The organism is Methylobacterium sp. P3_A11 (genome assembly GCF_056403155.1).
Window position 1 is genome coordinate 52483 of the sequence record NZ_JBFUGA010000018.1, and the last position, 22969, is coordinate 75451.

Annotated in this window: 22 protein-coding genes, 1 tRNA gene and 2 pseudogenes; 10 read left to right on the top strand and 15 right to left on the bottom strand. The window is 71.4% G+C overall.

Annotation, left to right across the window (positions count from 1 at the left end):
• Positions 1-280 precede the first annotated feature (280 nt).
• The 8 genes from AC1DXK_RS08545 to chpT all read right to left on the bottom strand — a co-directional run bounded on the left by AC1DXK_RS08545 (position 281) and on the right by chpT (position 8827).
• Complete coding sequence (locus tag AC1DXK_RS08545) at positions 281-1285, bottom strand: asparaginase (protein ID WP_457105878.1); 1005 nt, start codon at positions 1283-1285, stop codon at positions 281-283.
• 136 nt (positions 1286-1421) lie between these two features.
• Positions 1422-1952, bottom strand: coding sequence for a hypothetical protein (locus AC1DXK_RS08550; RefSeq protein WP_457105877.1), 531 nt, complete (start codon positions 1950-1952; stop codon positions 1422-1424).
• 271 nt (positions 1953-2223) lie between these two features.
• Complete coding sequence (locus AC1DXK_RS08555) at positions 2224-3087, bottom strand: CheR family methyltransferase (RefSeq protein ID WP_457105876.1); 864 nt, start codon at positions 3085-3087, stop codon at positions 2224-2226.
• Positions 3084-4286, bottom strand: a complete 1203-nt coding sequence (locus AC1DXK_RS08560) for a protein-glutamate methylesterase/protein-glutamine glutaminase (RefSeq protein ID WP_457105875.1) — start codon at positions 4284-4286, stop codon at positions 3084-3086. The genes AC1DXK_RS08555 and AC1DXK_RS08560 overlap by 4 nt, the downstream gene beginning before the upstream one ends.
• A gap of 56 nt (positions 4287-4342) precedes the next feature.
• Positions 4343-4735: a response regulator gene (locus tag AC1DXK_RS08565; protein ID WP_457105874.1), complete on the bottom strand. Its 393-nt coding sequence runs from the start codon at positions 4733-4735 to the stop codon at positions 4343-4345.
• Between the two features lie 11 nt (positions 4736-4746).
• Entirely contained in the window at positions 4747-5244 is a 498-nt protein-coding gene (locus AC1DXK_RS08570; protein WP_457105873.1) for a chemotaxis protein CheW, read from the bottom strand.
• Between the two features lie 45 nt (positions 5245-5289).
• Positions 5290-8013, bottom strand: coding sequence for a hybrid sensor histidine kinase/response regulator (locus AC1DXK_RS08575; protein ID WP_477297441.1), 2724 nt, complete (start codon positions 8011-8013; stop codon positions 5290-5292).
• A 103-nt stretch (positions 8014-8116) separates the two neighbouring features.
• Entirely contained in the window at positions 8117-8827 is a 711-nt protein-coding gene (gene chpT / locus AC1DXK_RS08580; protein WP_457105871.1) for a histidine phosphotransferase ChpT, read from the bottom strand.
• Between the two features lie 439 nt (positions 8828-9266).
• On the opposite strand from chpT, the gene AC1DXK_RS08585 reads away from it, so the two are divergent.
• Positions 9267-12203 (top strand): bifunctional [glutamine synthetase] adenylyltransferase/[glutamine synthetase]-adenylyl-L-tyrosine phosphorylase, encoded by a 2937-nt coding sequence (locus AC1DXK_RS08585; protein ID WP_457105870.1) that lies wholly within the window; start codon positions 9267-9269, stop codon positions 12201-12203.
• A gap of 73 nt (positions 12204-12276) precedes the next feature.
• Complete coding sequence (locus AC1DXK_RS08590) at positions 12277-13152, top strand: 3'(2'),5'-bisphosphate nucleotidase CysQ family protein (RefSeq protein WP_457105869.1); 876 nt, start codon at positions 12277-12279, stop codon at positions 13150-13152.
• Here the strand turns inward: AC1DXK_RS08590 and AC1DXK_RS08595 are convergent.
• Positions 13133-13681, bottom strand: a complete 549-nt coding sequence (locus AC1DXK_RS08595) for a YHS domain-containing (seleno)protein (RefSeq protein ID WP_457105868.1) — start codon at positions 13679-13681, stop codon at positions 13133-13135. The genes AC1DXK_RS08590 and AC1DXK_RS08595 overlap by 20 nt on opposite strands.
• Before the next feature lie 154 nt (positions 13682-13835).
• On the opposite strand from AC1DXK_RS08595, the gene AC1DXK_RS08600 reads away from it, so the two are divergent.
• The 7 genes from AC1DXK_RS08600 to AC1DXK_RS08630 all read left to right on the top strand — a co-directional run bounded on the left by AC1DXK_RS08600 (position 13836) and on the right by AC1DXK_RS08630 (position 18713).
• On the top strand, positions 13836-14456 hold the full coding sequence (locus AC1DXK_RS08600; RefSeq protein ID WP_457105867.1) for a DUF1134 domain-containing protein: 621 nt from the start codon (positions 13836-13838) through the stop codon (positions 14454-14456).
• 121 nt (positions 14457-14577) lie between these two features.
• Positions 14578-15297 carry a hypothetical protein gene (locus tag AC1DXK_RS08605; protein WP_457105866.1) on the top strand — a complete coding sequence of 240 codons (720 nt, stop codon included), beginning with the start codon at positions 14578-14580 and terminating at the stop codon, positions 15295-15297.
• A gap of 143 nt (positions 15298-15440) precedes the next feature.
• On the top strand, positions 15441-15743 hold the full coding sequence (locus AC1DXK_RS08610; RefSeq protein ID WP_457105865.1) for a 3',5'-cyclic-nucleotide phosphodiesterase: 303 nt from the start codon (positions 15441-15443) through the stop codon (positions 15741-15743).
• 217 nt (positions 15744-15960) lie between these two features.
• A complete protein-coding gene (locus tag AC1DXK_RS08615; protein ID WP_457105864.1) occupies positions 15961-16305 on the top strand; it encodes a hypothetical protein in 345 nt (114 codons plus the stop codon).
• A gap of 178 nt (positions 16306-16483) precedes the next feature.
• Positions 16484-17752 (top strand): diaminopimelate decarboxylase, encoded by a 1269-nt coding sequence (gene lysA / locus AC1DXK_RS08620; RefSeq protein ID WP_477297446.1) that lies wholly within the window; start codon positions 16484-16486, stop codon positions 17750-17752.
• Positions 17749-18609 carry a glycosyltransferase family 2 protein gene (locus AC1DXK_RS08625; protein WP_457105862.1) on the top strand — a complete coding sequence of 287 codons (861 nt, stop codon included), beginning with the start codon at positions 17749-17751 and terminating at the stop codon, positions 18607-18609. Before lysA ends, AC1DXK_RS08625 begins: the two co-directional genes overlap by 4 nt.
• Positions 18610-18621: 12 nt before the next feature.
• Positions 18622-18713: transfer RNA gene (locus AC1DXK_RS08630), tRNA-Ser, on the top strand.
• A gap of 363 nt (positions 18714-19076) precedes the next feature.
• On the opposite strand, the gene AC1DXK_RS08635 is transcribed toward AC1DXK_RS08630, so the two are convergent.
• The 3 genes from AC1DXK_RS08635 to AC1DXK_RS08645 are packed head-to-tail and all read right to left on the bottom strand — an operon-like array spanning position 19077 to position 21653.
• Positions 19077-20636, bottom strand: coding sequence for a recombinase family protein (locus AC1DXK_RS08635; RefSeq protein ID WP_477297448.1), 1560 nt, complete (start codon positions 20634-20636; stop codon positions 19077-19079).
• Positions 20629-21090, bottom strand: coding sequence for a DUF2924 domain-containing protein (locus tag AC1DXK_RS08640; RefSeq protein ID WP_457105860.1), 462 nt, complete (start codon positions 21088-21090; stop codon positions 20629-20631). Before AC1DXK_RS08640 ends, AC1DXK_RS08635 begins: the two co-directional genes overlap by 8 nt.
• Positions 21087-21653 carry a DUF3489 domain-containing protein gene (locus tag AC1DXK_RS08645; RefSeq protein ID WP_457105859.1) on the bottom strand — a complete coding sequence of 189 codons (567 nt, stop codon included), beginning with the start codon at positions 21651-21653 and terminating at the stop codon, positions 21087-21089. The genes AC1DXK_RS08640 and AC1DXK_RS08645 overlap by 4 nt, the downstream gene beginning before the upstream one ends.
• Positions 21654-22114: 461 nt before the next feature.
• Here AC1DXK_RS08645 and AC1DXK_RS08650 point away from each other — a divergent pair.
• Positions 22115-22330 (top strand): annotated as a pseudogene (locus AC1DXK_RS08650) (IS630 family transposase); the annotation flags it as partial.
• 29 nt (positions 22331-22359) lie between these two features.
• On the opposite strand, the gene AC1DXK_RS08655 reads toward AC1DXK_RS08650, so the two are convergent.
• From AC1DXK_RS08655 to AC1DXK_RS08665, 3 genes and pseudogenes are all read right to left on the bottom strand, one after another.
• Positions 22360-22482 carry a hypothetical protein gene (locus AC1DXK_RS08655; protein ID WP_457105858.1) on the bottom strand — a complete coding sequence of 41 codons (123 nt, stop codon included), beginning with the start codon at positions 22480-22482 and terminating at the stop codon, positions 22360-22362.
• A pseudogene (locus AC1DXK_RS08660) lies at positions 22473-22700 on the bottom strand (hypothetical protein); the annotation flags it as partial. The gene AC1DXK_RS08655 and the pseudogene AC1DXK_RS08660, both read right to left, overlap by 10 nt.
• Before the next feature lie 33 nt (positions 22701-22733).
• Positions 22734-22969 (bottom strand): transporter (locus tag AC1DXK_RS08665; RefSeq protein WP_477297451.1); only part of this gene is annotated, 236 nt, incomplete at its 5' end.

Genomic DNA, 22969 nt, shown 5'->3' on the forward strand with positions numbered 1-22969 from the left:
TGGGACGTGGCCTGTCGGGGACGCTCGGCCCCATCCTCGCCGCATCCGCGCGCGTTGGAACCACGCCGCCGGCATGACAGGTCCGCGTCCTGACCGCACGGAGCCGAAGCCGGCCCCTTGCCCCGGACCCGATTTGACCGCACCCGGCCGACCGCTCCAGCGCCGCGTCGCACCCGCAGTCAGGCGACGACCTGTGATCCGCTCCGCCGCATCGTGCACGGGCGGCGCGCAACGGCGCCGGGCGTGTCCGCGCCCGCGCCGCCGACGGCCGTCTCAGAGCCTAATAGGTCGCAAACAGCCGCGCCACCGCCTCCGGCTCCGTCGTGACGGTCAGCGCCAGGGCGAGCAGGATCCGGGCCTTCTGCGGCGTCAGGTTGTCGGCGCTGAGGATGCCGCGCGTGCGCAGCCGGGTGGTGAGGGGGACCACGCCGCTCCCGGCCCGGGTCGACATCACCACCACGAGGCCGTCGGCGGCCGCCGCCTCCAGGGCCTCGGCCTCGGCGGGCGGAGTCATGCCCGGGGCGAGGCCGGCCGAAACCAGGCCGCGCGCGCCGGCCGCCCGGAAGGCCCGGACCGCGGTGCCGTCGGCATCGGCGTAGCCGTAGGCGATGTCGACCCGGGGCAGCGCGGGCAGGCTGCGGATGTCGAAGGGCGTGCCCGGCGCGTGCGCCCGCTCCGAGCGGCGATAGTAGCGGACGGCCGCGCCGTCGACCTGGCCGAGCACCCCGAAATCCGCCGTCCGGAAGGTCTGGAGCCGGGCCACCGAGGTCTTGGTCACCTCGCGCGCCGCCTGGATCTCGTCGTTGAGCACCACCAGCACGCCGCGCCCGCGGGAGGCCGGATCCGCGGCGGTGCGGATTGCGGCCACGAGGTTGAGCTTGGCATCGGTGGACAGCGCGCTCATGGGGCGCTGCGACCCGACCAGCACCACCGGCAGGTCCACCGTCAGGGTCAGGCTGAGGGCGTAGGCGGTCTCCTCCAGGGTGGCGGTGCCGTGCCCGATGACGATGCCGGCGAGGTCCGGATGCTCGGCCGCGAGGCGCTCGCACAGGCGGACGAGGTCGCGCCACTCGGCGAACCCGATCGCCGGGCTGGGGACCGCCCGGAACGGCACCGGCACCATCCGGGCGACCGTCTCGAGTTCGGGGACCGTCGCGAGGATGCCGTCGGCTTCGAGGCGCCGGTCAGTGGCGGTGTAGTCGAGGATATCGAGGGCGTCGCGTCCGAGGGACGAGATCGTCCCGCCCGTGCCGATGAACGCGACCTTGGGTAATCCTGCCACCATGCCGTTCCTCCCGACCGCGACCGGTCGCGCGCCTGCGATGGCGTCGTGATGCCGCGTCGCGCGGCCGGGGTCGACCCCGGCCGCGCGCAGGCGGGCGATGCGCCGGGCGAGAGATCCCACGGCCCGCCCCGGCGCGTCAGCTCCGGAAGTCGACCAGCAGGGCCGAGATCGTGCCGCCGTTGGTGGTGCCGCCCGCGCCATAGCTGGCGCTGCCCGACTGGCTGCCCTGGAGCTGCTGGATGAAGGTCGAAAGCAGGTCGGTCGTCGCCTGCGTCACCGACGTGGAGGACGACGTCCCGCTCCCGGTGCTGCCGGATGCGGACTCCCCCGGCGGCGGGCCGGGGGGCGGCCCGTCCTGTCCGGACACGTCGCCGGTGGCGTCGGCGCTCTGGACACTCTGACCGTGGCTGGAGAACAGGTTTTTCAGCTCCGTCGCTTGGTCGGCGGTGAGGCTGCCGCTGCTGACCTGATCGGCGATCAGGCCGTCGATCCGGTCCTTCATGGAGGACGGATCGAGCTTGGCCCGGGTCGTGGTGCTGGCCGAGGCGGACCCGGCCCGGTCGGACGACAGGCTCGAATCGATCGTGCTCAGGGCGCCCGTGAGGGCGGTCGCGTCGGTGCTGCTGATCGTACCGGCCGACAGTGCGCTGCTGATCGTGTCGGACATCCGGGTCTTGGGCGATTCGGGCGGCGACCATCGCGGCGCGGCCAATCGCGCGGTCGCGTTGGACGAGACAGTATTCATGACGGGGCTCGGATCACGGGAGAGCCGGAATCGCCCGGCGGCGGGTCCGTGTGCAAATTACCCACGTCATTCTTAAAGCCGCGTTTCCGCGCCGGGCCGGAAGCCCGGCGCCCCGCGGCAACGGGACCGGCCCCGAGCGGGTCCCGAAGGGCGCGATCGGGGGGCGCGATCGGCGGTGCCGATCGCGGTCGTCTCAGAGGCTCGCGGCCATGCGCAGCTGCGCCGTCTCGGCCGGGCGCGCCGCGGGTTCGGCGTGACCATAGAGCCCGCGGTGTTTCGGGTTCGGCGAAAGCCGATCCGTGAGGCCGATCACCGTCTCGGCGGCGCCGAGGAGGAGCGCGCCCTCAGGCGCGAGCTGCGCGGCGAGCCGCGCCAGGACGTCCGATTTCGTCGGCGCATCAAAGTAGATCAACACGTTGCGGCAGTAGATCACGTCGAACTGGCCGAGGGACGCGAAGCTGTGCAGCAGGTTGAGCTGCCGGTAATCCACCATGCTGCGCAGGCTCTGGGCGATCTGCCACTGCTCGCCGACCTGGGTGAAGTACTTGATCAGCCACTGCACCGGCAGGCCGCGCTGGACCTCGAAATGGCTGTAGAGCCCGAGCTTGGCCCTCTCGATCACCTCGGTGGACAGGTCGGTGGCGACGATCTCCACCTGCCAGCCGGCGAGCCGTGGCGCCGCCTCCTGGAGGAGCATGGCCAGCGAGTACGGCTCCTGCCCGGTGGAGGCCGCCGCACACCAGATCCGCAGCCGACGGCGGCCGGCATTGCGCGCCAGAACGTCCGGCAGGAGCGTGTCGCGGAACAGGTCGAAGGGGATCCGGTCGCGGAAGAAGAAGGTCTCGTTCGTGGTCATGGCTTCGACCACGGCCCGCTCGATCGTCCCGTTCTGGCCGAGCTTGAGGGCGCCGATCAGGTCGCCAAGGCTCGCGAGCGCGAAGCGGCGGCAGACCGGGGTCAGCCGACTCTCCACGAGGTAGCGCTTTTCCGGGGTCAGGGCGAGGCCGGAGCGCTGCTTCAGGAAGCTGCGCAGGAATTCGAACTCGAGTTCGGTCATGCCGGCTGCCCCGTGATCATGGCGCGCAACGCCGTCGCGAGTTCGGGGAGTGGCAGCACAGCCTCGGCGAGCCCGGCCCGCGCGACGCTGCCCGGCATGCCCCAGACCGTGCTGGTGGCCTCATCCTGAGCCAAGACCGGACCGCCGGCCTCGGTGAGCGCCCGGGCGCCGTTGGTGCCGTCCGAGCCCATGCCGGTGAGGATCACGGTGGCGGTAGCGGCCCCGAACACGACCGCCGCATCCTTGAACAGGACGTCCACCGCCGGGCGGCAGAAATTCACCGGCGGGCCGTCGGTGAGCTTGATGGTCGGACCGTTGGCCCCCGCGGCGAGCCCCATGTGTCGGCCGCCCGGCGCCACGTAGATGCGGCCCGGCTCGACCCGCTCGTCGGCCTTGCCCTCGGCCGCCGGGATCCCGGTGCGGGTCGCCAGGTGCTCGGCGAAGACCGCCGTGAAGATCGGCGGCATGTGCTGGACGATCAGGACCGGCAGGCGCCGCAGGGCCGCGGAGCCGATTCCCTCCAGCATCTCGCCCACCGCCCGCGGGCCGCCGGTGGAGGAACCGATCAGGAGAGCCCGCGGCTGGGTGCGGGTACGGACCTTGGGGCGAAGCGTGAACGGGGTCGCGGGGCGCGGCGTGGCCGGCACCGGAGGCGTGGCGGCCGCCGGTGCGGGGGCGGCGTGGTGTCCCGGGGCGTAACCGGTGGCGGGGGCGGGGCGCCGGTTCCGCGCGCGGGCGGAGCCGAATACGCGGACGCGCTCGATCAGCTCGACCCGGAACGTGTCCGAGGTGGTGACGCCGCGGCTGCTCTCGGGCTTGGCAATGTAGTCCACCGCGCCGAGGGCGAGGCATTTCAGGGAGATGTCGGCGTTGCGCGTCGTCAGCGTCGACATCATCACGACCTGCACGCTCGGGCTCATGGCGAGCATGCGCGGCAGCGCGGTTGTGCCGTCCAGTTCCGGCATCTCGATGTCGAGCAGGACCACGTCCGGGTCCTGCTTGGCCATCAGCTCCAGGGCGATCCGGCCGTTCGAAGCCGTGCCGACGAGTTCGAACCCGGCCTCGCCGATCCAGCGGGCGACGAGGCCGCGCACGACGGCGGAATCATCGGCCACCAGCACTCGGATCGCGGGGGCTGATGCGGTCGTGCTCTGGGACGTTGGCGTACGCAGCGGGGCAACCGCGGGACTCAGGGCCATGATGCTTGCCTCGGGTACAGGTCGCGGGTGCAGGGGCGTTGGAACGGGACGTGCGGTCAGGCCGCATCGGCGACGAGGCCGACCTGTTCGAGCTTGGCCGTCAGGATGTCGCGATCGAAGGGTTTCATGATGTACTCGTCCGCCCCCGCCCGGAGGGCGCGGGCGATAGCCCCGACATCGTTCTCGGTGGTGCAGAACAGGACCTTCGGGACCTCGCCCCCCTCACTCCGGCGCAGGGCCTGGAGGAAGGCGTAGCCGTCCATGTTCGGCATGTTCCAGTCGAGCAGGATCGCATCGGGCATGCTGGCCGCGCAGGCTTCGAGGGCGGCGCTGCCATCCTCGGCCTCGCTGACGTTCATGCCGAGATCCTCGATGATCCGCCGGGCGACCTTCCGGATAACCGCGGAATCGTCCACCACCAGGCAGGTTGTCTCGTGCGGCGCCTTCATCGACGTCACCCTCAAGCCGCCTTGGCGCCGGCAGGCGTGAAGCCGAGGAGCGCGTCAACGTCGAGGATCACCAGGAGCCGCCCGTCGAGGCGGTGGACGCAGGTGGCGAGGTCGCGGAACCGGGGATCGAGGTTGATCGGCACCGCCTCGCGGCTGTCGGCCCCGAGCTTGAGCACCTCGCCCACGCCGTCGACCACCAGGGCGAACGTCTCGCCGGCCTGCTCCAGGCCGATCGCCATCTTCGGGGTGGCCTTGGCGCCCTCCGCCTCGGCGTCGGGCAGGCCCAGGCGCCGGCGCAGGCTCATGGCCGTGACCACGCGGCCGCGCAGGTTCAGGAGGCCGACGATCTCGGCGGGTGCCAGGGGCACCGGCGTCACGCCCGAGGGGACGAACACGTCGTGGACCCGCTCGATCGCCAAGCCGAACAGGGTTTCGCCCACGAAGACGGTGACGAAGTCGTCGGTGGTACCGGTCTCGGTGCCGGTGACATTGGCGTTGGCAGCCTGCATCAGAACTCTCCGGATTCGATCGTCGTGGGGCGGGCGGCCCAGAAATCAGGCGGCTTTGGAGACCAGGGTGGCGCCGATCTCGGCCAGGGCCGCGACCAGGCCGCTGCGGTCGAATTTCGCCACGAGATCGTTGATCGCCAGGGTCCGAGCCCGCTCCACCGCGTCGGCGCCGATGGCGCCGGTCAGGCCGATCACCGGGAGGGCGGCGAGGCGCGGCTCGGCCCGGCGCATGGCCGCGACGAGGTCGAAGCCGCTGCGGCCCGGCATCTCCAGGTCGGTGACCACCACCTCGATCTGCGGGTCGGCCTGCAGGGCCGCGAGCGCGGTCTCCRCGCTCGACGCGGTGACCACCTGGTAGCCCGCCGCCTTCAGCACCGGGCTCAGCATGTCGCGGAAGAAGGCCGAATCGTCCACCAGCAGGACCGTAGAGACCTGCTCGGGCCGCTTCAGGCCGCGCGCCCAGTCGTCGTAGGCCAGCGGCAGGAAGTGGGCGATGTTGATGATGTCGGTCGCCCGGCCCCGCAGAACCGCCGAGCCGATCAGGTCGGAGCGGTCCGCCGCGATCTCGATGTCGAGGCGCTCCTCGACGATGTCGACGATCTCGTCGACCACCAGCCCCATGGCGCGCTCGCCGTCGGAGAACACCACCAGGGCCTGCGTCCCCTCCGACTTGATGGTGATCGCCGCGTCGGCCGGGACCAGGGGCATCAGGCGCCCGCGGTACTGGATGAGCGCGCGGCCGCCGAGCCACTCGACCTTGGCGCACTCGATCTCCTCGAGGCGCGTGACCAGCGACAGCGGCACCGCCTTGAAGCTGCCCTGGCCGCCCTTGAACACCAGGAGCGTGGTCTTGGTGTCGGCCATCTCCACCGCCTCGTCGGCGTCGGCGTCGATGTGGCCGCCGCTGCCCTGGACGCCCTGCGCCACCTGCCGGGCCACGCCGTTCGGATCGACGATCAGCACCACGGCGCCGTCGCCCAGGATCGTGTTGCCGGCGAACATCGGGATGTGCCGCAGCTTCACCGACATCGGCTTCACGACGATCTCCTCCGTGTGGAAGACCTCGTCGACCAGGATGCCGAAACGCTCGCGCCCGACCTGCGCGACCACCACGAAGCCCGCCTGCTCCGCCGCTCCGCCCGGGCTCGACTGCCCGAGCAGGCCGGTGAGGGAGACGATCGGCAGGAGCCGCTCGCGCAGGCGCAGCACCGGCGCGCCGTTGATGTGCTCGACCCGCTGCGCCCCGGCATCGACCCGGACCAGCTCCAGCACCGCCACCTGCGGCAGGGCGAAGCGGTGCTCGCCCGCCCGCACGATCAGGGCGGCCACGATGGCCAGCGTCAGCGGGATCTTGATGGTGAAGGTGGTGCCGCGGCCCGCAGTGGTGGCGATGTCGATCAGGCCGCCGATGGTCTCGATGTTGGTCTTGACCACGTCCATGCCGACGCCGCGGCCCGAGACCGACGTCACGGCCGCCGCCGTGGAGAAGCCGGCGTGGAAGATGAACTTCGCGACCTGGGCGTCGGTCATCCGCTCGACGTCGGCCTGGGAGGCGAGGCCGCGCTGCACCGCCTTCTGGCGGATCGCCGCGAGGTTCAGGCCCTTGCCGTCGTCGGCGATCTCGATCGTGATCGTGCCGCCCTCATGGTAGGCAGCGAGCCGGATCGTGCCGCGGGCGGGCTTGCCCGCCGCCACGCGCTCGGCGGTCGATTCCAGGCCGTGATCGGCCGAGTTGCGGACCATGTGGGTCAGCGGGTCCTTGATGACCTCAAGGACCTGCCGGTCGAGCTCGGTCTCGTTGCCGACCATCACGAGGTCGATCTGCTTGCCGAGTTCCGCCGAGAGATCGCGCACGACGCGCGGCAGCTTCTGCCACGCATTGCCGATCGGCTGCATGCGCGTCTTCATCACGCCTTCCTGCAGCTCGGCCGTCACGTGGGACAGGCGCTGCAGCGGGACCTTGTAGCTCGAATCCTCGTGCCGGCGGGCGATCTCCAGGAGCTGGTTGCGCGTCAGCACCAGCTCCGAGACCATCGTCATCAGGTGCTCGAGGGTGTCGACGTTCACCCGGATCGTCTGGTTCTTGGCGGCCGCGGTCGTCTCGCCCTCGGCGGTCTCCGCCTTCTCGGCCCGGACCGGCTCGGCCTTCTCGGCCTCGACGGGCTCGTCCCGGGCCGGGGCCGGCTTCGATTCGACCACGGGCGCCCGGACCGCGGCGGGCGCCGGGACCGGAGCCGGCACAGGGGCGGGCGGCGCGAGGAGATCCGATTCGTCCGGTCCCGGGGCCGACAGGAAGGCGGCCTCCAGATCCTCCAGGGACACCTCCCCGGGCTTCAGCTCGCGGACCACGGGATCGGGCAGCACCGGCTCCGGCGGCGGGGCCGCGGCCTCCGGCTCCGCCGCGGCCATGCGCTCCAGGGCGGAAATGAGGTCGTCGTCCGAGCCCGAGGGCTCCGTGCCGGTGGCTTCCAGGTCGGCCAGGATCGCCTTCAGCCGGTCCAGCGTCAGCAGAATCAGGGTGACCGAATCCGACGTGGCGGGCAGGCCGTCGCGGAAGCGGCCCATCAGGGTTTCCGCGGCGTGCGCCAAGGCTTCGAGCCGCGGAAGACCGAGGAACCCGCACGTTCCCTTGATCGTATGGACGAGTCGGAAGATGTTCCGAAGAATTGTCTCGTTATTCGGATCCTGCTCGAACCGAACAAGCTCTGCATCGACCGTGTCGAGATGCTCCCCGCTCTCGGTCAGAAACTCGCGAAGCAGGTCGTCCATAGTCGCTACTCGTTACGCAGAGAAGGTCTCGCGCAACGTACTTACTCGCGCGAGGTTAGGGAAGCGTTTCCATCCCGACCTCGCGCCTTGGTTTTTCAGAATCTCACGCCAGCGCCGTGTCCGAAGCCTCGCCGGCGGGGGCCTCAGGTGTGACGATCACTGCGGGCGCGGCGGTGATCGTCACCTCATCACCCTCGATGGCGAATCGCACATCCATGGCGGCGGCCCGCGCAACGAGGCCTGCGTAGAACGGCAGGATGCCGTGGGCGTCGACCGTGCCGCTCTCGGGGCTGCCGGCCATCAGCTCCTCCACGTGGGGGGGAATGCGGGCATGCGAGCCCTTGGCCTTGAGCACGAGGGTGGGCGCCTCGGCGTCGCCGGAGACGACGACATCGATCACTCCGCCCCGGGGAATCGCCGAGGTCGCGACCATCACGAGGTTCAGTAGGAGCTTGACCTTGTTCTTGGGGAACAGGGCCTGCGGGGCGCTCCAGGTCAGCTTGGTCTTGTCGTCGACGAACATGCCCTTGGCCACGCTCTCGGCGTCGCCGAGGTCGATGGAGGCGCCGGCCGATCCCGCGGCACCGAAGGCGATCCGGGCGAATTTCAGCCGCGCCGAGGCCTGTCGGGCGCTCTTGCCGATCAACTCCAGGGCAAAGGTCCGCATCGATTCGTCCTGGTCGTCCTCCAGGACCTCGAGCCCGTTCACGATCGCGCCGACGGGGCTGATCACGTCGTGGCAGACGCGGGAGCAGAGCAGGGCCGCGAGGTCGAGGCCGTCGAGGTTCAGGGTGGGCGAGGTCGGGGAGGACATGGTGCGCTCCGGGCAGGCGGATCTGGAAAGCGGAAGTCTGCGGGCCGGAGCCCCGATTGGGGCTGCCGGCTCCCGGACGCCCCGGTCCTCGGCCGCCCCTGCGGCGATCGGGTCGCCCGACAGGATCCTGCGCGACCTGCAGGTCGGGCCGGGGGCGACGACCGGTCCGCACGGATAGACGCCACGGTCAGCTTTGAAAAGCGTTACCGGATTGGACGGAGGGGCGGGGCGACCGCCGATTCCGGACCCGCGCCGAGGCCGGACCGTCACGGGCATGCGCGCGGAGCCGGACACAGGCGGCCCGGATCGGCTAGGATGCCGGCGCCGTCGCGCCAGGGAGGATGCGGCATGAGAGACAGACCCGGCCTCCGGAACGGATGGCCCGCGACCCGAGCCCGGCGCCCCGGGCGTGCGGCCCGGCGGACACGCTGAGGCGCCGATGCCGTCCGCCCCGACCCTGCGCGAGAGCCTGAGGCCGTGCCTCCGCCTCGCCGATCCCGACGCCGCGCGGGACCGGCTCGCCGAACTCGAGCCCGCCTTGCCGGCCGGCTTCCTGACGCAGCCCTGCCGGGCGTTGCTCCTCGGGCTCGCCGACCATTCTCCCTTCCTCTGGCGGGCGGCCACCCGGTCGCCCGACCGGCTCGTCGCCCTGCTGGAGCAGCCGCCGGACGCGGCGAGCCTGGACATCATCACCCGTCAGCGCGCGGTCGGCGCCGCCTGCGGGGCGAATCCGGACCTCGCGGAGGTCGGACGCCGCCTGCGCGCCCATCGGGAGGCGCACGCCCTCCTGGTCGCCCTGGCCGATCTCGGCGGCTGCTGGGACCTCGACGCGGTGACCCACGCCCTGTCGGCCTTCGCGGACGCCTCGGTGAGCGCCGCGACCGAGGCGCTGCTCCGGCAGGGCATGGCGGCCGGGCGCTTCAAGCCGGCCGATCCGGACCGGCCGCAGGACGGGTCCGGCCTGATCGTCCTGGGGCTCGGCAAGCTCGGCGGCTGCGAACTGAACTACTCGAGCGACATCGACTTGGTGGTCTTCTACGAGGCCGAGCCCGCCGCGGCGGCGACCGGCGGGGACCCGAAGGCGTTCTTCGTCAAGCTCGCGCAGGGGCTGGTGAAGCTCCTGGCCGACCGGACCCCGGAGGGCTACGTCCACCGCATCGACTACCGGCTGCGGCCGGACCCGGGCTCCACCGCGGTGGCGCTCTCCACCGTCTTCGCCTTCGACTATTACCAGACGCTGGGCCAGAACTGGGAGCGCGCGGCCTTCATCAAGGCCCGGCCGATCGCCGGCGACATCCCGACCGGGGAGGCCTTCCTCGCCGAACTCGCGCCGTTCATCTGGCGGCGGCACTTCGACTTCCCGGCCATCGCCGAGATCCACGCCCTGAAGCGGCAGATCCACATGGTCCGCGGCCACGAGACCATCGCGGTGGCCGGCCACGACATCAAGATCGGCCGCGGCGGCATCCGGGAGATCGAGTTCTTCGTCCAGACCCAGCAGCTCGTCTTCGGCGGCCGCAAACCGGCCCTGCGGGGCCGGCGCACCGTCGCGATGCTCGCCGAGCTTGTCGCGGAGGGCTGGATCGACGGACAGGCCCGGGACGAGCTGAGCGCGGCCTACGCCTTCCTGCGCACCCTCGAGCACCGGGTCCAGATGGTCCGGGACGAGCAGACCCAGCGCCTGCCCACCGGGACCGAGGCGCTGACCGGGCTGGCCTTGTTCTCCGGGTTTCCCGATCTGGCGGCCTTCGAGGCGGCGCTGCTGCATCATGCCGGCCGGGTGCAGGCGCACTACGCCCTGCTGTTCGAGTCGGCGGAGGCCGGGGACGACGGCCTCGTCTTCGGCGTGACCGAGCCGGAGCCCGCCACCCTGGCTCGGCTCGGGGTCTTCGGGTTCCGCGACCCGGCCCTCGCCTGGGAAACCGTGCAGGGCTGGCATCTCGGGCGCCGCCCGGCGCTGCGGACCGGCCGCGCCCGCGAGATCCTCGCCGAGATGCTGCCGGCCCTGCTGCGGGCGCTCGGCGGCACCACAGACCCGGACGGGGCGCTGCTCGCCCTCGACCGCGCCTTCGCGCGTATGCCAGCCCTGGCCGAACTTCTGGCGATCCTGCGCTCGCACGAGCGCCTGCGGGTGCTCTTCGCCGACATCCTCGGGACCGCGCCGCGCCTCGCCGACACGGTGGGCCTAAGCCCGCACGTCCTCGACACGGTGCTGGACGCGGACTTCGTCACGCCGACCACGGATCCCGACGCGGTGCGCGCCCAGTACCGGGCGCTGGTGGGCGAGCCGGCCAGCCACGAGGAGTTCCTCGACCGCTGCCGGGACGCCACGCGCCAGATGACCTTCGTCACGGGCGCGCGCCTCCTGTCGGGCATCCTCACCCCGCATCAGGCCGGCGAGGCCTACACGGCGATCGCCGAGGCGACGGTGACGGTGAGCCTGGAGGCGGAGGAGCGCCGGTTCGCCCAGGACCACGGCGCCGTGCCGAGGGGGCGGTGCTGCGTCCTGGCGCTGGGGCGCCTCGGATCCCGGCAGCTCAGCGCCGAATCCGACCTCGACCTCGTGTTCCTCTACGATTTCGACCCCGAGGACCGCACCAGCGACGGCCGGCGGCCCCTCGACGCCGTGGTGGCCTACAACCGCCTGGCGCAGCGCCTGTTCGCGGCGCTCACCACCGCGACGCGGCGGGGCCGGCTCTACGCGGTCGACCTGCGGCTGCGGCCCCACGGCAGCCACAGCCCGCCCGCCGTGCAGCACAGCGGCTTTTCCGCCTATCACAGGGGCGAGGCGGAGCTCTGGGAGCACATGGCCCTCGCCCGCGCCCGGGTCGTGGCCGGCGACGCGACCCTGGGCGCCGCGGTCACGGCGGAGATCGCCGGGATCCTCGGGCGCCCCCGCGACCCCGCCGCGGTCTGCGCCGAGGCCGGCGCGATGCGGGCGCTCGTCGCCCGCGAGCGCGGCCATGGCGGCCCCGCCGACCTGAAGCTCGCGCCGGGGGCGCTGTTCGACCTCGACTTCCTGGCCCAGGCCATCGTGCTGAGCCACGCCCATGCCTGGCCCGCCTGTGTCGGCCTCGGCGCGGAGGCCGTCCTGCGCGGGGCCGGGGCGCGCGGCCTCCTGCCGGAGGCCGCCGCGGAATCCCTTGCCGAGACCTACGGGTTCCTCGACGCGGTCTACCAGTGGCAGCGGCTCGTGATGACCGATCCCGCCGCGGACCCGTCCGAGACCGCGGCCCGGCAGATCGCCAAGGCCGTGGGCCTGCCGGACGCGCGCGGCCTCGCGGCGGAGCTGCGCCGCCACCGGCGCCGGAGCCAGGCTCTCCTGGCACGGATCCGTCGGACGGTGCAGACCCCGCGCCGCCCGGACCGCGGATGACGGCGCGCTCCACGCGCCGCACGGTCGACATTGCCCGCCGGCTCGGGCATTCAGAGCGGTCTTGGGAGGGGCCATGACGGGCGCGGGGACGATCTCGGGGCCTGAGCGCGAGCGGATCGCCGCGGTGCTCGCCGAGATCGCCTGCGCGGCGGGCGCCGTGCTGCGCCGCTACCACCGGGGTCCCTGCCCGCATGCCCTGAAGCCGGACGGGTCGCCGTCGAGCGCCGCCGATATCGAGGCGGAGGACCTGATCGTCGCCGCCCTCGCCGGGCGCTTCCCCGGGATCGCCGTCGTCGCCGAGGAGCGCGCCCAGGGCGACGCGACGCGTCCGGGCGACCTCTTCTTCCTGGTCGACCCCCTGGACGGCACCCGCGACTTCCTGGCCGGAACCCCGGACTACTCGGTCAACATCGCGCTGGTGTCCGGCGCCCGCCCGGTGGCCGCCGCGCTCGCGGCGCCCGGGCTCGGCCGGGTCTGGTGGGCTGGTCCGGCGACCCTCGAGGCGCCGGTGGTCGCAGACCGGCCGGGGACAGGGCGGCCGGTCCGGGCACGACCGGCGCCGGAGGCCGGACTCGTCGCCCTGGGCAGCCGGCGGCACGGCGATGCCGAGACCGCCACCTGCCTCGCGGCGCTGCCCGTCCTGGAGACGCGCCAGGTCGGCTCCGCCCTCAAGTTCGGCCTGATCGCCGCCGGCGAGGCCGACATCTACGTGCGCTGCGGCCCGACCATGGAATGGGACACCGCCGCGGGCGACCACATCGTGGCGGCGGCGGGGGGCTGCGTGGTGGTCCCAGGGGGCGGCCCGATCCGCTACGGCCAGCACGGCCCCGACCACCGCAACGGCCCCTTCGCGGCCCTGGGCGATCCGTCGCTGGCCCCGCGGCTCATCCTGCCGCGTTGCGAGCCCGGCCGGCCGCCGGCGGCGCCGCTCAGCGCGGCGCATCCGTAGGCGGGACGTCCTGCAGGCCATGCAGGCCCGGCCACGCCGCCTCCGCCTGCGCGGCGAGACCGGGCTGCGCCAGGAACCGGCCGCGCCGCTCGGCATCCCGGAACAGGTAGAGGCGCGCGCCGATCACCGCGAAGATCAGCGGATCGGCATCCACCAGCCGGCCCTCCAGGATCCCGGCGGCGTCGTAGCCCCCGAGCCGCGGGGCGTAGGCCGGCGGATCGTCCCGGAAGGCCTCGCGGTTGGCGCCGTTGGAGAAGCGCCAGACCCGGCCGCCCCAGGACAGCTCGAACCGGGCGGTGCCGGCCTGCGGCCCGCCGTCCAGGAAATAGCTCACCGGGTCGAAACCGTTGAGCGTCAGCAATTCGATCCGCGTCCGCTCCAGGACGGTCTGCGCCGGCGCGGCGACGCCGATGCGGGTCTCCGTGAGAGTCGCCAGCGCGGCCGCCAGCCCCGCGCACAGAAGGATTGCGCGGGCCGGCCCCGAACCGCGCGGCGCGCCGGATGCGGGGTCAGGACGCGTTAACCACATCTTGCGAATTCCCTCTGAAGCTGATCCGACTCATCCACCCGGGTCCCGCGGGACGAAGCCCGGATGGATGACGGCGCCCCGGCCGATCCGGCGGGACGAGATCGGCACAGGTCCATCGCACGAACCGTTAATCGAACCGGGCGAGGAGACAACGATGACGGCACGAGACGAAGGCGGCACCGACCGCCGCACCCTGCTGCGCGCGGCCCTCGGCCTGGCGCTGGGAACGCCCCTCGTGGGTCTCGGCATCGCCGGGGCGGCACGCGCACGGGGCGAGGATCTCGATACCCCCGAGACCTTCCGCCCCGGCGAGATCGTGGAATCCGGCCACCGGTTCTTCGGCAGCGTGTCGCGCGGCCTCGCCCTCACCGTCGAGGAGGCGGGCCGGCGCTGGGGCGAGCCCAACGGCTACATCCTCGGCCAAGAGGGCGGCGGCGCCCTGGTGGCGGGCGTCCGCTACGGCGAGGGCACCCTCTACACCCGCAATGCCGGCCAGCGGCGCATCTACTGGCAGGGGCCGTCGCTCGGTTTCGATGTCGGCGGCGACGGCGCCCGCACCATGATGCTGGTCTACAACCTGCCCAACGTGCGCGACCTGTACCGCCGCTTCGCGGGCGTCGATGGTTCGGCCTACCTCGTGGGCGGCTTCGGCATGACCGCGGCGGTCAACGACCGGATCATCGTGGTGCCGATCCGCAGCGGCGTCGGCGCGCGCCTCGGCATCAATGTCGGCTATCTCAAGTTCACCCGCGAGCCGACCTGGAACCCGTTCTGATTGATCGGTGCCACAGGATTTCACGCAGGATTTCACCCTTGCGGCCGACCTGAGCTAGAGTGGAGGCGGGCCGGGTCTTCCGGCCGGATGCGCGGGCTGCACCCTCGTGATCGAAACGGTGATGATCTTCGCGCTGGGTTTCCTGGCGGCGAGCCTGTGCGGCCTCCTGCTGCTGCCGGCCCTCAATGCGCGCGCCGCGCGCCTGGAGCGGCGGCGTGCGGAGGCGCGCCTGCCCCTGTCGCCGACCGAGATCGCCGCGGAGCGCGATTTCCTGCGCGCGCAGTTCGCCGTTCAGCAGCGGCGCCTGGAGCGCCGGGTCGAGACCGTGGAGGCGCGGCGCCAAGCCGACCTGGCGGCGATCGGGGCCGGGACGATGCGGGTGGCCGCCCTGGCACGCGACGTCGCGGCCCGGGACGCCGAGATCGCCCAGGCCCAGGCCAAGACGCGGGAACTCGAGGCCGAACTCGCCCTCGCCCGGGAGGACGGCACCGCGAGCCTCGCGACGCTCCAGGCCCTCGAAGACGCCCATGCCGACCTGCTCGACAGCCTCCTGGCGATGCGGGAGGGCACGGCGCCGGCGGCCACCCCCGACGCCGCGACGCTGGCGGCCGAGCGCGACGATCTGCGCGCGAGCCTGAAGGCGGCCGAGGAGGCCCTGGCCTTGACGCTGGCCGACCGGCAGGGCGATCGATCCGGGGACCGGCACCCGGACCGGCAGGCGGGGATCGAGCGGGAGAACGCCGATCTGCGCCAGCGAATCGTCGAGGTCGCCGATGCCCTCGCAAGCCCGGGCCGGATGCCCCGGGCGGCCTATCCGGCACCGCAGCCCGAGCGGGTTTGACCGGAATCCGGTCCGAAGCCGGGTGTTCGCGGCCAAATCCGACCCCAAAACCTGCGACGACCGCCTTGTTTCGACCACGCAAAGGCATCATCGCAACGCGGACTGTTCCGCTCTTCCAACGTCGACAGATGGTACGGACACCCATGCCCCTGAAGCCGATCGCCCTCGCCGTCGCGGCGGCCTTTGCTCTGACGCTGCCGGCAGTGGCGCAGCAGACGAAGCGCGGCAATGAGACTCTGAAGAAGTACTGCACCGGCGATTACCTGACCTACTGCGGCAATCTGGCCCCCGACGATCCGGCCACCGATGCCTGCTTCCAGAAGAACTGGAAGAAGCTCAGCGAGAACTGCCGGCGGGCGATCGACGCCTACGAGGCCGAGCATGACCAGAACGGAGCCGGGAAAGGCCGGCAGGGCTCGCAGGGCGGCAAGGAACGTCGGGGCTGAGGCCCGGTGCATCGATCCGAACGACAGCGTCCGCGACGTTCGGATCGATACCCCCACAAGGACCTGGGGCTCATGCGCGTGAACCGGATGACCGCGTCCGAGCACGGGAGGCCCGGCATGTGTCCGGTGCGCGCTCGCGCCGGGGCGCGGCAACGGCTAAGGTAGCGCCCCCGCCGGCCCTCGCGTGCCGGTGCCGAGCCCGCCGGACCCTCGCGCGATGTTGTCGAACCCCATCCTGAAACTCCTCGCCGTGTCCGGCCTCGTCGCCCTGGCGGCCTCCGCCTGCGGACGGCGGGGGGGCCTGGAGCCGCCGCAGGCCACGGCCCCCGCTACCGCGAAGCCCGTTTCGGACGCGGTGGGCGGGCGCCGGACGCTGCCGGTCTCCGTCGGCCTCGGCGGCGGCGCGCCGGAGCCGGATGCGGCCTCGGTTCGCGCCGGCGACGAACTCTCGGCGGCGGCGGTGCCGCCGGGCGGCACCGATGCGCCGGTGGAGACCAGCCGCGGCGCGCGGCGGGGCTACCGCGTGCCGAAGGAGCCTTTCATTCTGGATCCGCTGCTGTAGAGGGCTGGGGCCGGCACGGCGCAGAGCGCCGCCGGCACGCCGCCGGCACGCCGTCGTGGTGCCGCGCGTCGGGTGACTTGGTCGGATCCGGTCATCGGCGCGCGCCCGCTAAGGCCTGCGGCGGGGTGTTTCACGGGAAACAGCCCGCGCTCCGGCGCGCAGACGAGACACGGCCGAGATGCACCATTTCCAATACCGTGACGGCCGCCTGCACGCCGAGGACGTCGACCTGACCGGCCTCGCCGCGGAGGTCGGAACGCCGTTCTACTGCTACAGCACCGCGACGCTGGAGCGGCATTACCGCGTCTTCGCGAAGGCCTTCGCGGTCGACGACGCGCTGGTCTGCTTCGCCATGAAGGCGAACTCGAATCAGGCCGTCCTGCGCACCCTCGCGGCCCGGGGCGCCGGCATGGACATCGTCTCGGGGGGCGAGCTGCAGCGGGCGCTGGCGGCCGGGGTGGATCCCGGCAAGATCGTGTTCTCGGGCGTGGGCAAGACCCGCGCCGAGATGGAGGCGGCGCTCGAGGCGGAGATCTTCTGCTTCAATGTCGAGAGCGAGCCGGAGCTCGCGGTCCTGTCCGAGGTAGCCGTGGGCCTCGGCGTCAAGGCGCCGGTCTCGATCCGGGTGAACCCCGACGTGGATGCCGGCACGCACGCCAAGATCTCCACCGGCAAGTACGAGAACAAGTTCGGCATCCCGATCACCCGGGCGCCGGCGGTCTACGCCGCCGCTTCAGCCCTGCCGGGAATCGCGGTGCACGGGGTCGACATGCATATCGGCAGCCAGATCACCGATCTGGCGCCCTTCGCCGACGCGGCGCGGCTGCTCGCCGGCCTCGCCCGGGCGCTGATGGCGGCGGGCCATCCCCTGCGCCACATCGATTTCGGCGGCGGCCTCGGAATTCCCTACCGCGACGACAACGCGCCGCCGCCGGACCCGGCCGCGCTGGCGGCGACCCTGCGGCCGCATTTCGCGCCCCTCGGCCTGCGGCCGGTCTTCGAGATCGGCCGGATGATCGTCGGCAATGCCGGGATCCTGATGACGCGGGTGCTCTACGTGAAGCACAGCGCGGGGCGCACCTTCGTGATCGTCGACGCGGCGATGAACGACCTGATCCGCCCGACCCTATACGAGGCCTATCACGGCCTGCGGCCGGTCCTCGAGCCGGGGCCGGAGACGCCGCGCCTCGTCGCCGACGTGGTCGGCCCGGTCTGCGAGAGCGGCGACTATCTCGCTCTCAACCGCGAGATGCCGACGGTGGCGGCCGGCGACCTGATCGCCGTGATGAGTGCCGGCGCCTACGGGGCGGTGCAGTCCTGCACCTACAACACGCGGCCGCTCGTGCCGGAGGTTCTGGTGCGGGGGGATCGGGCGGCCGTGGTGCGTCCGCGCCTCGACGTCGACGCGCTGATCGCCCTCGACCGGGTGCCGGACTGGCTGGCGTGAGCGGGGCTGCCGCGGGCGCGTCGGCGCTCCCACCGGCAGCAGGCGCCGAAGGCCGCCTGCCGCTGTCGGTGTTCATCATCGCCCACAACGAGGTCGACCGGATCGGCGCCACGATCCAGGCGGTGCGCGGCCTCACGGACGACCTCGTGGTGGTCGATTCGGGCTCCACGGACGGCACGCAGGCGCTGGCGGCCTCGCTCGGGGCGCGGGTGGTGCACAATCCCTGGCCGGGCTACGGCCCGCAGAAGCGCTTCGCCGAGGAGCAGTGCCGGCATGTCTGGCTCCTGAACCTCGACGCCGACGAGGTGGTACCGAAATCGCTCGTCCGGGAGATCCGCGCCCTGTGGGCCGCAGGGGAGCCGCGCCGGCCGGCATGGCGGATCGGCATCGCGGAGATCTTCCCCGGCGAGGGCCGCCCCCACCCGCTCGCCTACACGCTGACGCCGGTCCGGCTCTACCGGAGGGACAGGGGCCGCTACGCCGCCTCGCCGGTCCACGACCGGGTGGCGCTGGACCCGGGAGTGACGCCGGGGCGGCTCAAGGGCGTGATCCACCATTTCTCGGTGCGCTCGCTGGGCGACCAGCTCGACAAACTGAACCGCTACTCCGACCAGCAGGCGGACGATCTGGAGGCCCGGGGCGTCGTGATCCCGACCTGGCGGGTCTACGTCGAGCTGCCGGGCAACTTCCTGAAAGCCTATCTCGGCCGCCGTCACTTCGTGCGCGGCACCTACGGCTTCCTGACGGCGATGAACTACGCGATCTCGCGGCATCTGCGGGTCGCCAAACACGTGGAACGCCGCCGCGCGGCCGCCGCCCGCCAGGATCGGGTTGACCCGCCGGATCCGACCTTCTAGAGCCAGAGCGCCGGAGACGTGGCCGAGCGGCTGAAGGCACTCGTTTGCTAAATGAGCATGCCCAGAAATGGGTATCGAGGGTTCGAATCCCTCCGTCTCCGCCAAATTTCTGTTTTATGCCAGTAGTTTAGTCGGCATTCGGCCGAGAGTCGAATTCTCTCGGACGTGCCGGCACTTTGCGCAGGCCGGATACATGAGCTGAGCGCCGGAGACGCGCCTGCCCGAATCTATGGGCCATTCTCGCGCCGCCGTCTCGCTTCGGCCCTTCGCAAGTACCACTGTCTCGGCCTGCGCTCCTGGCACATTACCCCTGGAGCGTCTCTGGGCCTGCTAATGTCACAGCCAGGCGGTGCCGAATGGCAGCACGAACGTTACGAGGCCTCGCAGGGCCTCGTTCGTCTCAATCGCTTCGGATGATGATGTGAGGGGAAGGCGGGGTGTTTGAGCGTGTCGGTCGAGCGGGAGGCTCAGGCCATCGCCAGGCTCGCTCGCTGTTCGGCCCAGTCCAGTGGCAGGCGCGTGTCCCGCATCAGCCGCACCGCGTTCAGATCGGGCGGATGCGCGCCTGCGATCAGCCGGGCCGTGATGTCGGGGGCGAGATAGCTCAGCCGCAGCAACCGCGTGGTGTACGAGCGCGTCAGTCCCTCGGCCCGCGCTACCTCATCGATCGACAGCGGTGTGTCACCTGTCAGCCGCTCGCGGATGCGGTGCGCCCGGCCGAGCAGCCGGCCCAGGCTCGCGTCCGGATCAGGACCCGCCGCCTCGCCCGGCAGCATCAAGCGCATCTCTATGCCGACGCGCTTCAGCCTCACCGGCAGCATCAGCCGCAGCGGCAACTCGGCTGCGATCGAGCCCTCTGTCTCCTCCCGCTTGCCTACGCCGAGCCAATGCAGCAGGGCAGCGCCGTCGATCGCGATCTCGATCCGCTCCGCGTGCACGTCAATGCGGGTGAGGAGGGTCTGCAGGAGTTGCCGCTGCTGCAGCTGCGGTAGCTTCGGCCACTCTGCCGCCAGCCGCGCGGCTGCTACCACCATCGCGTGCTGCTCGGGAGCGGATCGCTCGCGCGCGAGATCCTGTAGCGCGTTCGCGTCCGTGAGCAGCGCGCGCAGATGGTCCGTCACCACCGCCTCGAGCTTGGCCGCCGGGATCCGCTGACCAGCGCGTGTCGCCCCGCCACCGGCCGCCTCGGAACTCACATCCGCCCCTCTCGCGTCCTGTGGCTTGTCCTTGTCGGCCTCGCCCTTGTGCACCACCTCACCGCGATAGAGCCGGTTGGCCAGCATCGCGTATAGCGCGCCCCGCCCGAGCGGCTGGCCGCCGAAGGCACCGCCATCAGCCGCGCGCCGCGCCTTGCTGTGGATTCCGGCCTGCGCCAGCTCGGCCGCCAGCAGGCGCACCGAGCGCAGGCAGCAGTAGCGGCGGAAGATCAGCCGCACCGTCTCGGCCTCGGCCTCATTCACGACGAGCTTGCGCTCGGCGACATCGTAGCCGAGCGGCGGCAGGCCGCCCATCCACATGCCCTTGCGCTTGCTTGCGGCGATCTTGTCGCGGATACGCTCGCCGGTAACCTCGCGCTCGAACTGCGCAAACGACAAGAGCACGTTCAGCGTCAGCCGGCCCATGCTGCTGGTGGTGTTGAACGCCTGAGTCACCGACACGAACGAGGCGCCGCGCCGGTCGAGCACCTCGACGATCTTGGCGAAGTCCGAGAGAGCGCGGGTGAGCCGATCGACCTTGTAGACCACCACCACGTCGACCTTGCCCGCCTCGACGTCGGCGAGCAAGCGCTTAAGGGCGGGCCGCTCCATGGTGCCGCCGGAGTACCCGCCGTCGTCGTAGAGCGCGGGTACGAGCTGCCAGCCCTCGTGGCGCTGGCTACTAATGTAGGCCGCGCAAGCCTCGCGCTGGGCATCGAGCGAGTTGAAGCTCTGCTCCAGGCCTTCCTCGCTGGACTTGCGGGTGTAGACGGCGCAGCGCAGCCGTGGCTGACCGGTGCGGAGGGAAGCTGCCGGCTTCGGCTTAGCCATGGCGCGCGGCTCCTCGGGTTCCGGTCAGTCCGAAGAAGCGTGGCCCGGACCAGTGCGCGCCGGTGATGGCGCTGGCGACGTGGCTGAGAGAGCGGTAGCGCTGGCCGTCATGCTCGAAGCCGTCCGCTGTGACGGTGACCACGTGGGTGCGCCCGCCCCACTCGCGGATGAGACGCGCGCCCGGCGAGAGCGTGACTGGCCGAGGCGCGGGAGCGGCTGCGTGCGGCGTGTCAGCGTCGATACCTGCTCCCGCCAAAGCGCGCAGGCGGCGCTGCGTAGCTTTGGTCAGGCCGCCGTGGGTGAGTTCCTGGGCGCGGTGGGCGAGAGCGCGCACGAGCAGGTCGCGGCTGAGCAGCGGGGGCGTGGTGCGGAAGAGGCGGCGCCACTCGGCTCGCAGCTCGACCGTGCTGAGGCTCGGCAGCATGATCAGGGTCGATGCGAGGTCGCTGCTCATCGCGCTGCCTCCTCGGTCGCGGGCTCGATGGCGGGCGACGCCATAGGGTCGGTGACTTGCGGCTCGTCGGCACCGATGCGGTAGCGCGTTGGCGCGCCGGTGGTGCGGATGGTGTCGAGAGCATAGCCGCGCTTGCGCAGCCCGGTGAGCGCGGCGCGGGTGGTATGGGGCAGCCAGTTCTGGGCCGTGATGAGCTCGTCGATGCTGGCGCCGTCCGGGCGCGCGAGCATGCCAACGAGGCAAGCGAGCTTCGAGCCGGGCCGTGGTGAGTGGACCACGGACGGCTGGGGCTGTGCGACCGTCTTTGCTTCGCACCGGGCGGGAGCCACGTGGGCGAGACCGGCTTGCGAGAGGACGGGGCCGGCGGGTCGGCGTCCCGAACTATCGCCTGCGACGCGGTCAGTGATTAGGCCGCGACGGCGTAGGGCCTGAAGGGCGGAGCGGTAGGTCGGCGGCTTGATGTCCTCGGGTCGGACGAGCCGGTGTTCGGGATGACTGACGGCGGCGGCGAGGATGAGGTGCTGGATCGGGCTGAGCGTTTCGGATTTGGGCTTGCGGGGCATGGGATGATCCGGTCTTGGCGGCAGCCTGGCGCTGTCACTGAGCGGACCCCGCGAGTGGCTGCGGGCCAGCGGGGTCGGACCGGGCTGCGGATCATCAGCCTGTCGCGCCCACAGCAATGCGTGCTTCGGCGGCACAGTCCAGGGTAGGTCCCGCAGGTGGCGGATTGAATTCGGCTATGCTCGCAACAATCCACTGCTCACATGCTGACGGAAGCTGTTGACCCGAAGCGGAAGATGGGAGCGTCCGATCCCAGGCAGTTCGGTTCAGCCCCCGAAATGACCGAGTCTGGCCGATTGCAGCCCGTCCGCTTCCGAGCTCCGGCCGTGAGCAAGCAGACGTTCGGAGTGCGGAATTGAGCCCACAGATCCAATGACTCATTTTATTTGAGCATTTCATCTCTGTTTATACCAAGCCTCATTGAGTGAGACTCACGCGGAATAACGGTGGAAGTCTCGGCACGATTCTGTACTTGGGTTTGGAGCTTGAGGAGGATGGTACGGCTGCTCCCGTGCCGCTGCGGTCAGACTTCGACGCTGAGGCTCTGCACGCCCTGGCGAAGGCCTCGCGTAATCCGGCCCAAATCCGCCGTTGGCTGGCRCTGTCGGCGATCCACGCGGGCGGCTCGCGCTCGGAGGCGGCCCAGATCAGTGGGGTCGGTTTGCAGACGGTGCGGGACTGAGTCGTGGCCTTCAACGCTCAATGCGCTTATTTCGGGAATAGGAGCTGCACCTGCCCCCGGAGTTGCCAGTTGCCGGCATCCTTCGGCTTCGTGACGTTGTGGTAGGCGGCGAGTTGCATGTTGATCGGCTGCACGCCAATCAGGAGCACGCGACCGACCCCTCCGCCGGCGGAACCGTCCAACGCTCGCGTCCCGCCTCTTGCCAATCCGCCGTGATGATCGGCGAGAGACGCCGACAATCGCCAAGCCAGGCGAAAGTTCGTTCAAAAACTCACCGGCAAGGAAGAACCTCAAAGCCCCTGGCTGTATCGGGTCGTTCGACGAACGCGATGGTCCAGACGCCCGGACCGTGTAGCGCCCGCCGGACCGTCCAGAGCGTAGACGCCCGCTTCTCCGCCCGTCAGTACTTCGCGACAACCGGCTTTGCTTCTACGGCTGCTTTCGGCGGCGCGACCCAGAGCGGGGCCGAGATCGTCAGGTAAGTTGCGGTGCCCTGGAAGCGGTTCCGGACGTCGAATTCGCGATAAAACCTGACGTTCGTCGAGATCGGGATCTCGCCCGCGTGGAAGGTGTAGCCGACTTGGGCACCCAGCGACACAACCCGCCCCTTGAACGGGCCAATCCTGTCGCCCGACC

Excerpts from the sequence above, each read along its gene's own strand:
- AC1DXK_RS08545 (WP_457105878.1), bottom strand. The coding sequence starts at position 1,285 with ATGGTGGCAGGATTACCCAAGGTCGCGTTCATCGGCACGGGCGGGACG.
- AC1DXK_RS08550 (WP_457105877.1), bottom strand. The coding sequence starts at position 1,952 with ATGTCCGACACGATCAGCAGCGCACTGTCGGCCGGTACGATCAGCAGC.
- AC1DXK_RS08555 (WP_457105876.1), bottom strand. The coding sequence starts at position 3,087 with ATGACCGAACTCGAGTTCGAATTCCTGCGCAGCTTCCTGAAGCAGCGC.
- AC1DXK_RS08560 (WP_457105875.1), bottom strand. The coding sequence starts at position 4,286 with ATGGCCCTGAGTCCCGCGGTTGCCCCGCTGCGTACGCCAACGTCCCAG.
- AC1DXK_RS08565 (WP_457105874.1), bottom strand. The coding sequence starts at position 4,735 with ATGAAGGCGCCGCACGAGACAACCTGCCTGGTGGTGGACGATTCCGCG.
- AC1DXK_RS08570 (WP_457105873.1), bottom strand. The coding sequence starts at position 5,244 with ATGCAGGCTGCCAACGCCAATGTCACCGGCACCGAGACCGGTACCACC.
- chpT (WP_457105871.1), bottom strand. The coding sequence starts at position 8,827 with ATGTCCTCCCCGACCTCGCCCACCCTGAACCTCGACGGCCTCGACCTC.
- AC1DXK_RS08585 (WP_457105870.1), top strand. The coding sequence starts at position 9,267 with ATGCCGTCCGCCCCGACCCTGCGCGAGAGCCTGAGGCCGTGCCTCCGC.
- AC1DXK_RS08590 (WP_457105869.1), top strand. The coding sequence starts at position 12,277 with ATGACGGGCGCGGGGACGATCTCGGGGCCTGAGCGCGAGCGGATCGCC.
- AC1DXK_RS08595 (WP_457105868.1), bottom strand. The coding sequence starts at position 13,681 with ATGTGGTTAACGCGTCCTGACCCCGCATCCGGCGCGCCGCGCGGTTCG.
- AC1DXK_RS08600 (WP_457105867.1), top strand. The coding sequence starts at position 13,836 with ATGACGGCACGAGACGAAGGCGGCACCGACCGCCGCACCCTGCTGCGC.
- AC1DXK_RS08605 (WP_457105866.1), top strand. The coding sequence starts at position 14,578 with ATGATCTTCGCGCTGGGTTTCCTGGCGGCGAGCCTGTGCGGCCTCCTG.
- AC1DXK_RS08610 (WP_457105865.1), top strand. The coding sequence starts at position 15,441 with ATGCCCCTGAAGCCGATCGCCCTCGCCGTCGCGGCGGCCTTTGCTCTG.
- AC1DXK_RS08615 (WP_457105864.1), top strand. The coding sequence starts at position 15,961 with ATGTTGTCGAACCCCATCCTGAAACTCCTCGCCGTGTCCGGCCTCGTC.
- lysA (WP_477297446.1), top strand. The coding sequence starts at position 16,484 with ATGCACCATTTCCAATACCGTGACGGCCGCCTGCACGCCGAGGACGTC.
- AC1DXK_RS08635 (WP_477297448.1), bottom strand. The coding sequence starts at position 20,636 with ATGGCTAAGCCGAAGCCGGCAGCTTCCCTCCGCACCGGTCAGCCACGG.
- AC1DXK_RS08640 (WP_457105860.1), bottom strand. The coding sequence starts at position 21,090 with ATGAGCAGCGACCTCGCATCGACCCTGATCATGCTGCCGAGCCTCAGC.
- AC1DXK_RS08645 (WP_457105859.1), bottom strand. The coding sequence starts at position 21,653 with ATGCCCCGCAAGCCCAAATCCGAAACGCTCAGCCCGATCCAGCACCTC.